The organism is Streptomyces mesophilus, from assembly GCF_040300965.1.
GTDB classification, from domain to species: domain Bacteria; phylum Actinomycetota; class Actinomycetes; order Streptomycetales; family Streptomycetaceae; genus Streptomyces; species Streptomyces mesophilus_A.
Genome location: NZ_JBEPEW010000115.1, coordinates 19,032 through 27,483, shown reverse-complemented (window position 1 = coordinate 27,483; position 8,452 = coordinate 19,032). Strand labels below are relative to the sequence as shown.

Sequence of the window (8,452 nt, the reverse complement as noted above, 5' to 3'; positions counted from 1 at the left end):
GCCTCGCCCAGCGCCCGCCCGCGCGCGGCTGGCTGCGGGTCGCGGGTGCGGCGGCGGGGGTCGCGGGTGTGCTCGCTGTCGCGGGCATCTCGGCGACGGCGGCGATGCGGGACGACAAGCCCGGCCCTTCGGCCGTGACCTCCGCGCCGCAGCCGGGCACACCGACCGCGGATCCGACGGCGACGGTGCAGGGTTCGGCGTCCCCGGATCCGTCCCGTACGCCCGACTCGCCCTCGGGCAAGGAGTCCGAGCCGGCGAGCACTCCCGACAAGTCCGAGGCCGAGTCCCCTCAACCGCCGCCGGCGACCGGGGGGTCCGGGACGACGGACGGGCCGCTGTGGTCGGACGGTTCGGTCAACCCGCACAGCAATGACTTCTGGGCGCAGAGCGATGTCACGGTGGACACCTCGAAGCCGCTCACGTCCCTGGTGGTCGAGCTGCGGATCGCGCGTACGGAGGGCGTCAGGTCCACGGGCGAATGGCGGACGCTGCCGGCGGAGGACTTCGTCTCCGATGTCGAGGAGACCGAGGACTTCCTGATCTACCGGTGGACGCTCCAGGCCGGGAAGACGGTCCCGGCGGGACGCCATGTGTTCGCCGGCCAGTACGACCACGAGCAGGGCGGCCGCGACGCGAAGGACGACTCCTACACGGCTGAGGCGGTCGCGGAGGGCGAACGGGCGCGCGTGCGGGGTGACTTCGCCCGCAAGTCCTAGTCACCCGGACAGTCCCCTCCCGCCCGGGGGCCAAGCCCTTCCAAGGCTATCGGCGCCCACTGACAATGCCGCCCCGGCAACCTTTCCCGCCCCCGGCAACCTTTCCCGCCCCCGTGACCACTGACTTGCGTCAACGCACCCCCACGCAAGGAATCGTGGCATGAGAGCTGAGAACGAGACGCGTCCCCGGCACCGTCGGCGGATCACCCGTCGGCGGGCCCTGTTCGCCGGGGCCGGGGCGGTTCTGCTGACCGGCGGGGCGCTCGGCGCCACCTCGATGCTGTCCACGGCGGGCGCCGCCTCCGCCTGGCCGACGGCCAAGGGCAGTCAGGCCGTGAGCAAGTCGGTGGAGGTCTCCGGCACGCTCGACGGCGGCTACAAGCGGTACTACGGCAGCGGCGCACTCGGCGGCGGTGACCAGGGCGAGGGCCAGGACCCGATCTTCAAGCTCGCCGACGGCGCCGTGCTGAAGAACGTCATCATCGGCTCGCCGGCCGCCGACGGCGTGCACTGCATGGGCAGTTGCACCCTGCAGAACGTCTGGTGGGAGGACGTCGGCGAGGACGCCGCCACCTTCAAGGGCAAGTCCGCCTCGTCCGTGTACACGGTCTACGGCGGCGGCGCCCGCAAGGCGAGCGACAAGGTGCTGCAGTTCAACGGCGCCGGCAAGCTGGTCGTCTCCAAGTTCCAGGTCTCGGACTTCGGCAAGCTGGTCCGCTCCTGCGGCAACTGCTCCACCCAGTACAAGCGCACCATCATCATCAACGACGTCGACATCACCGCCCCCGGCACCTCGATCGTCGGCATCAACCAGAACTACGGCGACACCGCGGCCCTGCGCAACGTCCGTATCCACGGTGACAGCAGCAAGAAGATCTCCCCGTGCGACCGCTTCCAGGGCAACAACACCGGCGCCGAGCCCAAGAAGATCGGCTCAGGGCCGGACGGCACGTACTGCCGCTACACCGCCGCGGACCTGATCTACAAGTAGGTCTCCGCGAAGGTCGGTTGACCGCCTGCTCCAGCTCGGCCCCCGGTGCGCCTTCGCGTGCGCCGGGGGCCCGGGCGCGTTGCCCGTCGGGTGCCAGACGCGTGCACGTCCGGTGCCTGGAGAGGCGCTGGGTCACAACTCCGCGTATTCGTAAAGAAGTTCTGTCCGAAGCGTTGACGACGCCCCGGCTCCGCTCTAGCTTCAGCTCGTCATATTTCGTACGTCATATACGAGACGCCATACGCCATACGCGATGTACGACGGTGACGGCACCCCATCTCAGACAGCGAGAGCCGAGACTTCATGACCTTCGCAGCTCCCAGCCCGATCCCGTCCAGGACCGAGTATGTCCTGGAGGCGATCAAACACGGCATCCTCACCGGACAGCTGGTCCCAGGCCAGGCCCTGGTGGAGACCGAACTGGCCGCCCGCTTCGGTGTGTCCAAGACGCCGGTACGCGAGGCGCTGAAGACCCTGGCCGGCACGGGCCTTGTCCTCATGAGCCAGTACAAGGGCGCCACGGTGCGCATGGTCGACGCGGAGATGGCGCACGAGATCTACGACGTGCGGCTGCTGCTCGAACCCGAGGCGCTGCGCCGGGCCATCACCCGCAGGGCCGGTTTCGAGGAGGCCGCCGAAGCGCTCGCACGGTCCGAGTCCGCGGTGGACGCGGCCGAACGCAGCCTCGCCAACCGGGACTTCCACCGCGCGCTCTACCTGCCCTGCGGCAACCCGCTGCTCGGCAAGATGCTGGACGAGGTCCGCGACCAGGCCGCCCTGGTCTCCGCGGTGGCCTGGGCGGCACGGCCCTCCTGGGAGAAGGAGGCGGCCGAGCACGTCGAGATCCTGCGCCTGGCCCGCGCCGGGGACGCCGATGCGGCGGCCGCCGCGCTGCACGCGCATATCGCGGACTTCGTACGGCACGCCTTCCCCGGGCAGGACGGCCCCGACAGCACGGACGCGTCCGCCGCGCCGGGCGGGTCGGAGAAGGGCAACCGCGCATGAGCACCCCCGACTTCACCGCCCAGCGGACCGCGCTCGCCGATGTGGTCGCGATCCCCGTCACGCCGTTCGGCGAGGACGGCAGGATCGACGCCCCGGCGCACCGCGTCCTGCTGCGACGCCTCCTCGACGCCGGGGTCCGCACGCTCACACCGAACGGCAACACCGGTGAGTTCTACGCCCTCGACCCCCAAGAGCGCCGCGCCGTCGTCGAGTTGACGGCCGAGGCGACCGAGGGTGAGGCGGTCCTCATCGTCGGCGTCGGGCACGAGGTGCCCACGGCCATCGACGCCGCCCGGCACGCCCAGGACTCCGGTGCGCAGATGGTGATGATCCACCAGCCCGTGCACCCCTATGTCTCCGCCGACGGCTGGGTCGACTACCACCACGCGATCGCCGAGTCCGTCCCCGAGCTCGGTGTCGTCCCGTACATCCGCGCGGCGCGGCTGCCCGGTGGGCGCCTCACGGAGCTGGGCGAGGCCTGCCCGAACGTGATCGGTGTGAAGTACGCCGTGCCCGACCCGGTGACCTTCGCCGCCTTCGCCCGCGACGCCGGCCTCGACCGCTTCGTGTGGGTCGCGGGCCTCGCGGAGTCGTATGCGCCCTCGTATTTCTCGGCGGGTGCGAGCGGCTTCACCTCGGGGCTCGTGAACGTGGCGCCGGCCCTGTCGCTGTCCATGATCGAAGCGCTTCGAGCCGGCGATCATCCGGCCGCGATGAAGGTCTGGGAGCAGATCCGCCGCTTCGAGGAACTGCGGGCCGAGGACGGCTCCGCGTACAACGTGACCGTGGTCAAGGAGGCCCTCGCCTCCCTCGGCCTGTGCCGCCGCGACGTCCGCCCGCCGAGCAGCCCGCTGCCGTCCGCCGTCCGTGCGGAGGTCGCGGCGATAGCCGGGGAGTGGTCGCTGTGAGCGAGCCGACACAGCTCAGGAGCAGTCAGTGGTACGAGGCCGGCGGGCTGCGTTCGTTCAGCCACCGCGCCCGCACGCGTCAGCTGGGCTATCTGCCCGAGGAGCACCTGGGCAAGCCGGTCGTCGCGATCCTCAACACCTGGTCGGACATCAACCCCTGCCACCAGCATCTGCGCGAACGCGCCCAGGCCGTCAAGCGCGGGGTGTGGCAGGCGGGCGGCTTCCCGCTGGAGTTCCCGGTCTCCACGCTCTCGGAGACCTTCCAGAAGCCGACCCCGATGCTCTACCGCAACCTCCTGTCCCTGGAGACGGAGGAACTGCTCCGCTCGTACCCGGTGGACGGTGCGGTGCTGCTCGGCGGCTGCGACAAGAGCACCCCGGCGCTGCTCATGGGCGCCGCGTCCGCCGATCTGCCGGCGATCTTCGTCCCCGCGGGTCCGATGCTGCCCGGCCACTGGCGCGGCGAGACGCTGGGCTCGGGCACGGACATGTGGAAGTACTGGGACGAGCACCGCGCGGGCCGGCTCGGGGACTGTGAACTGACCGAACTGGAGAGCGGGTTGGCCCGTTCGGCCGGCCACTGCATGACGATGGGCACGGCCTCCACGCTCACCGCCGCCGCCGAGGTGCTCGGGATGACGATGCCGGGTGCGTCCTCCATCCCGGCGGTCGACTCGGGGCACGAGCGGATGGCCGCGGCGGCCGGACTGCGGATCGTCCCGCTGATACGGGAGGGCCTCAAGCCCAGCGACATCCTCACCCGCGAGGCCTTCGAGGACGCGGTCACCACCGTGCTCGGGCTCGGCGGCTCCACCAACGCCGTGATCCACCTGATCGCGATGGCCGGCCGCGCCGGGGTCGACCTCACCCTCGACGACTTCGACCGCATCGCCCCCACCGTGCCGGTCCTCGCCGACGTCCGGCCCGCAGGCGGTCCGTATCTGATGGAGGACTTCCACTTCGCGGGCGGTCTGCCCGGCTTCCTCTCCCGGATCACCGACCTGCTCCACCTCGACCGCCCCACCGTCGCCCACGCCACTCTGCGCGAGCAGCTCTCCTCGGCGATGGTGCACAACGACGCCGTGATTAGGCCGCGTACGAACCCCGTCGCGGACGAGGGCGGAGTGGCCGTACTGCGCGGCAACCTGTGTCCCGACGGCGCCGTCATCAAGCACATCGCCGCCGAACAGCACCTGCTCAAGCACACCGGACCCGCGGTCGTCTTCGACGACTACCGCACCCTGCAACGCACCATCGACGACCCGGCGCTCGGCATCACCGCGGACCACGTCCTGGTGCTGCGCGGCGCGGGCCCCAAGGGCGGTCCCGGCATGCCCGAGTACGGGATGCTGCCGATCCCCAAGTACCTGCTCGAACAAGGCGTACGGGACATGGTGCGGATCTCCGACGCGCGGATGAGCGGCACCTCGTACGGCATGTGCGTGCTGCATGTCGCGCCCGAGTCGCACGTCGGCGGACCGCTCGCCCTGGTCCGTACGGGAGACCTCATCACCCTTGATGTGGCGGCCCGTTCGCTCTCCCTCGACGTGGAGGAGGCCGAGCTCGAGCGCCGCCGCGCCGAGTGGACCCCGCCGCCCGAGCGCTACGAGCGCGGCTACGGAGCTTTGTACGCCGAGCACATCACGCAAGCCGACACCGGCTGCGACTTCGGCTTCCTCGCCCGGCAGGGCAGGAACCCCGAGCCCTACGCCGGCTGAACACCCCCTACCTTCCCGAGATTTCGAACGGAGTCCGCGAAGCGCTTCGAGAAAGCGCTCTCACGAGACCGCCCCAGAACGGAGACCCGGTCATGGCCCAAGCCGCAGCCGTGGCGAAGCCGCCCCCGAAGCAACAGCCGCAAAAGCGCCGCAAGTCGGTGACGCCGCGCAGGCTCCCGTATCTGCTGATCGCGCCCGCGGGCCTGCTGATGCTGGGCTTCATCGCCTACCCGGTGATCAGCGTCTTCTACTACAGCCTCCAGCACTTCAACCCCACCAAGCCCTGGCGCAACGGCTTCGCGGGGTTCGAGAACTTCACGAAGATCTTCACCGACGACCCGCTGTTCTGGGACACGCTGCTGTTCAGCGCCAAGTGGGTCTTGGTCGAGGTCGGACTGCAGCTGCTCTTCGGGCTCGCGCTCGCCCTGATCGTCAACCAGACCTTCGTGGGCCGCGGACTCGGCCGCGCCCTGGTCTTCTCGCCCTGGGCCGTGTCCGGTGTCCTCACCTCGGTGATCTGGGTGCTGCTCTACAACTCCCAGACCGGTATCACCCGTTACCTCGCGGACTGGGGGATCGGCACGTACGGCACCTCATGGCTGTCGGACACCGCCACCGTCTTCCCCGCGGCGATCGTCGCGGACCTGTGGCGAGGGGTGCCGTTCTTCGCGATCCTCATCCTCGCCGACCTGCAGTCCGTCTCGAAGGACCTGTACGAGGCCGCCGAGGTCGACGGGGCCAGCCGCATCCGGCAGTTCTTCCACATCACGCTGCCGCACCTCAAGGACGCCATCGTCCTGTCCACGCTGCTTCGCGCCGTATGGGAGTTCAACAACGTCGACCTCCTCTACACCCTCACCGGCGGCGGCCCGGCCGGCGAGACCACCACGCTGCCGCTCTATGTCGCCAACACCAGCGTGGACGCCCACAACTTCGGCTACGCCTCGGCCCTGACCACGGTGGCCTTCGTGATCCTGCTCTTCTTCTCGTTCCTCTATCTGCGCCTCAGCAAGTTCGGAGGTGACCAGAAGTGATCACCGAAATAGCCCCCGCGGACACCAAGGTGAGGACCGTGGAGCCCCCGCGGACCCCCAGAGGCAGAGGCAAGCGACGCCGCGCCTGGGACGAGGCACCGCGCTGGCAGATCTATCTGCCGCTCGGCATCTACCTCCTCTTCACCCTGATCCCCTTCTACTGGATCCTGCTCTTCGCCGTACGCCCGGCGGGCTCGACCTCGCTCGTGCCCTGGCCGATGACCGGCGAGCACTTCGCGAAGGTGTGGACCGAGCGCAGCTTCGGCACGTACTTCATGAACAGCGTCTGGACCGGTGTCGCCACCCTGATCCTGACCACCGTGGTCGCGCTGATCGGCGGCTATGCGCTGGCCCGCTTCGACTTCAGGGGCAAGCGGGGCTTCATGCTGGCGCTGCTCTGCTCCCAGTTCGTGCCGGGTGCGCTGCTCCTGGTGCCGCTGTTCCAGATCTTCGCCGAGCTCCAGATGATCAACTCCCTTGTCAGCGTGGTCATCGCGGAGACGGTGTTCCAGCTGCCGCTGTCGATGATCCTCATCAGCGGCTTCATCAAGAACGTCCCGTACTCCCTCGAAGAGGCCGCCTGGGTCGACGGCTGCAGCCGGCTGCGTGCCTTCCTCGTCGTGGTGCTTCCGCTGCTGCGGCCGGGCCTGATCGCCGTCGGCTCCTTCGCGTTCGTGCACGCCTGGAACCACTTCCTGTTCGCCCTGATGTTCCTGAGCGTCCAGGAGAAGCAGACGATTCCGGTCGGCCTCAACACCCTGCTCAGCGCGGACAGCGTGGACATGGGAGCGCTCGCGGCCGGCGGCATCATCGCGGCCGTCCCGGTGGTGATCGTGTTCGCGTTCATCCAGAAGTGGCTGATCACCGGCTTCAGTTCGGGGGCGGTGAAGGGATGAGCGCGCTCAAGGTGGTGCTCGCCGGGGCCCGAGGGCACGGCGCCTGGCATCTGCGCAATGTGCGCCGCCTCGCCGAGCGGGGCCTGGTCGAACTCGTGGGCGTCTGCGACACGATGCCGCTGACGTCGGGGGAGCTCGAAGGCTTCGACGGCGTACGGCAGGACACCGATCTCGCCGCCCTGCTCGACGCCACCGGAGCGCAGCTCGCGATCCTGTGCACCCCCATCCCCACCCACGCCGAGCTGGCGCTGACCGCCGCCCGGCGCGGTGTCCATCTGCTCCTGGAGAAGCCCCCCGCGGCGTCCTTCGCCGACTTCCGGCGGATCCAGGACGGGGTACGGGAGGCCGGTGTGGCCTGCCAGATCGGCTTCCAGTCCCTCGGCTCGCGCGCCGTCCCCGCGATCCGGGCCCTGCTCGCCGCCGGTGAGCTCGGCGAGGTCACCGGGATCGGCGCGGCGGGCAACTGGTGCCGCGACGAGGCGTACTGGCAGCGGGCCCGCTGGGCCGGACGCCGCCGCCTTGACGGCGTCGACGTGATCGATGGCGTGCTCACCAATCCGCTCGCCCACGCCCTGGCCACCGCGCTCGCCCTGGACGGCTCCACGCTGGCCGAGGACGTGGCCGGCGTGGAGACCGAGCTCTTCCACGCGTACGGGATCGAGGCCGACGACACCTCGTGTCTGCGCCTGACCACCGCGCGGGGCCGCCGGATCACCGTCGCGGCGACGCTGTGCGCCGAGCGGACCGCGGAGCCGTACGTGATGGTGCACTGCACCCGCGGCCGGGTCACCCTCTACTACCGCGAGGACCTGGTGCTGCTCCAGCGTCCGGGCTGCGGACCCGAGGAGATCCACTACGGGCGGACCGACCTCCTGGAGAACCTCGTCGAGCACCTCACCGACGGCACCGAGCTCCTGGTGCCGCCGGAGCGGGCCGGGGCGTTCATGCGTGCGCTCGAAGTGATCCGGCTCGCCCCCGCACCAACGCAACTCCCGGCATCCGCCTGGCGGTTCGCGCCCGACGGGCGCCGCGTCGTCCCCGGAATCGACGCGCTCACGGCCGAGTCCGCCGAGCGGCTCGCCCTGTACTCGGAGCTGGGTGCCGACTGGGCCAGGAGCTCGTCACCAGGTGCCCTGCGCACAGAAGCCGTTCGGGCCGAGCAGACGGAGGTGGAGGCACGATGA

Annotated in this window: 8 protein-coding genes; all 8 read left to right on the top strand. The window is 70.1% G+C overall.

The features are described from left to right. The coding region (locus ABT367_RS30710; RefSeq protein WP_352256528.1) for a hypothetical protein at nt 1-716 on the top strand (716 nt) is incomplete at its 5' end. Nucleotides 717-876: 160 nt separating this feature from the next. Further along, nucleotides 877-1,707 carry a pectate lyase gene (locus ABT367_RS30705; RefSeq protein WP_352256527.1) on the top strand — a complete coding sequence of 277 codons (831 nt, stop codon included), beginning with the start codon at nt 877-879 and terminating at the stop codon, nt 1,705-1,707. Between the two features lie 303 nt (nt 1,708-2,010). Continuing rightward, the gene (locus tag ABT367_RS30700; RefSeq protein ID WP_352256526.1) at nt 2,011-2,712 is read left to right on the top strand and encodes a GntR family transcriptional regulator; all 702 of its coding nucleotides are present in this window, start codon (nt 2,011-2,013) and stop codon (nt 2,710-2,712) included. Beyond that, nucleotides 2,709-3,620 (top strand): dihydrodipicolinate synthase family protein, encoded by a 912-nt coding sequence (locus tag ABT367_RS30695; RefSeq protein ID WP_352256525.1) that lies wholly within the window; start codon nt 2,709-2,711, stop codon nt 3,618-3,620. The genes ABT367_RS30700 and ABT367_RS30695 overlap by 4 nt, the downstream gene beginning before the upstream one ends. After that, nucleotides 3,608-5,338 (top strand): L-arabinonate dehydratase, encoded by a 1,731-nt coding sequence (gene araD, locus ABT367_RS30690; protein ID WP_352256524.1) that lies wholly within the window; start codon nt 3,608-3,610, stop codon nt 5,336-5,338. Before ABT367_RS30695 ends, araD begins: the two co-directional genes overlap by 13 nt. Nucleotides 5,339-5,430: 92 nt before the next feature. After that, nucleotides 5,431-6,372: a carbohydrate ABC transporter permease gene (locus tag ABT367_RS30685; protein ID WP_352256523.1), complete on the top strand. Its 942-nt coding sequence runs from the start codon at nt 5,431-5,433 to the stop codon at nt 6,370-6,372. Beyond that, entirely contained in the window at nt 6,369-7,268 is a 900-nt protein-coding gene (locus tag ABT367_RS30680; protein WP_434975574.1) for a carbohydrate ABC transporter permease, read from the top strand. The genes ABT367_RS30685 and ABT367_RS30680 overlap by 4 nt, the downstream gene beginning before the upstream one ends. Then, entirely contained in the window at nt 7,265-8,452 is a 1,188-nt protein-coding gene (locus ABT367_RS30675) for a Gfo/Idh/MocA family protein (protein WP_352256522.1), read from the top strand. Before ABT367_RS30680 ends, ABT367_RS30675 begins: the two co-directional genes overlap by 4 nt.